Below are 1,470 nucleotides of genomic sequence, written 5' to 3' on the forward strand. Positions count from 1 at the left end.
GCACGCTCACCGTCGACGGCGGTGAGCTCACCCCGGCCGCCGTCGGGAACTACCTCGCGAAGTACGTCACGAAATCGGTCAGCACCTCCGGCGCCCTCGACAGCCGCATCAAGAACGTCGACGACCTCACCACCCGAATGATCTTCCTGCCCGCCCATCACGCGGCGATCGTCAAAACCGCCTGGCAGCTCGCCGCCTGGTCGACGTTCCGCCCACTGGGCCTGGGCCGCTGGGCGCACCAGTTCGGCTTCAACGGACATTGGATCACCAAAAGCCGGGCGTACTCCACGACCTTCGCGGTCTGCCGGGAACGCCGCCGGACCTGGGCCCGCACCCACACCGCCACCGGCGAAGAACGGGTCCCGCTCGACGCGTGGGGACGGGCCGCGGACGACGAGCAGATCCTCACCGTCACGCACTGGCAGTACCACGCCGCCGGTTACGCCCGCACCGGCGACCAGGCCCTCGCCGACCTCGCCGCCACCCTCGCCCGCTCCCGACGGGAGGCCGCCCGCACCAGCGAACCCGCCGCCACCTGACGACCCCCCGCCACTCGCGCACCCGTGACGCCAAAACCGCCAAGCAGGCCGTCACGGGACGCACTCCGCAAGGGAGCACAGCCATCGTGACCCACCCCCCGATGTCACGACAGGCCCACGCTGTGGCCTCTGGCGAGGCTCTCTCCGTCCGCCGGGCCGAACTACCGGCGTCCGTCCGCCGGCTGCGCGCTCAGATCGCGGTGAACGCGCGGCTCGCCACCGAGGACCCCGTCGCGATGACCGTCCCCGCCCGCCGGGCGTTCCTGAGCAAGTTCGAGTCCTTGGCCGACCCCGACGGGGTCCTCCCTCCCGAAGAGCGGGCCCGCCGGGCTACGCACCTGCGCAAGCAGCACATGCAGCGGCTCGCGCTGCGCAGCGTCCAGGCCCGCCGCCGCGCCGCCGGGGGTCTGGCATGATCCAGCCGGACGCCATGTGGGAACTGCTGCTGACCTCGTGGAACAGGTCAATGGAAGCGGCGAACAAGACGGCGAAGACGCGTCAGATCTACCTGAACGCCGTGATGCTCTTCGTGGCTTGGCTCCTCGATCGCGACGACGCACCCGAGGACGTGACCGGCATTGAGCGTGGCCACGTCGAACAGTTTCTGATCGACTTCCGCACCCTGCCAAGCCCCCGACGTCCCGAGGGGCGAAGCGCGGCCTACGCCAACCAGGTCTATCGGGCGTTGCAGCAGTGGTTCGCCTGGTTGATCGACGAAGACGAGATCAGCCGATCGCCCCTCGAACGGATGAGTCCGCCAGTCGTCCCGGAGCAGCCGGTGCCGGTGCTCGAGGACGACCAGATTCGCGCGCTTTTGGCCACGTGCGCGGGCAAGGCTTTCGTTGATCGCCGAGACAACGCGATCATCCGGACACTGATGGACACCGGCGGTCGTCGCACCGAAGTGGGTCGACTCCACCTCGACGATGTG

General features: G+C 69.4%; 3 protein-coding genes. All 3 read left to right on the forward strand.

What is annotated here, in order from left to right; genetic code table 11:
- On the forward strand, window positions 1–539 hold a 539-nt coding region (locus G6R24_RS20885), incomplete at its 5' end, for a replication initiator (protein WP_338084492.1).
- Window positions 540–661: 122 nt separating this feature from the next.
- On the forward strand, window positions 662–955 hold the full coding sequence (locus G6R24_RS23090) for a hypothetical protein (RefSeq protein ID WP_217451506.1): 294 nt from the start codon (window positions 662–664) through the stop codon (window positions 953–955).
- The coding region (locus G6R24_RS20895; protein ID WP_175087720.1) for a tyrosine-type recombinase/integrase at window positions 952–1,470 on the forward strand (519 nt) is incomplete at its 3' end. The genes G6R24_RS23090 and G6R24_RS20895, both read left to right, overlap by 4 nt.

The sequence above is a fragment of the Candidatus Frankia nodulisporulans genome (assembly GCF_902806475.1).
Classification (GTDB): Bacteria; Actinomycetota; Actinomycetes; order Frankiales; family Frankiaceae; genus Frankia; species Frankia umida.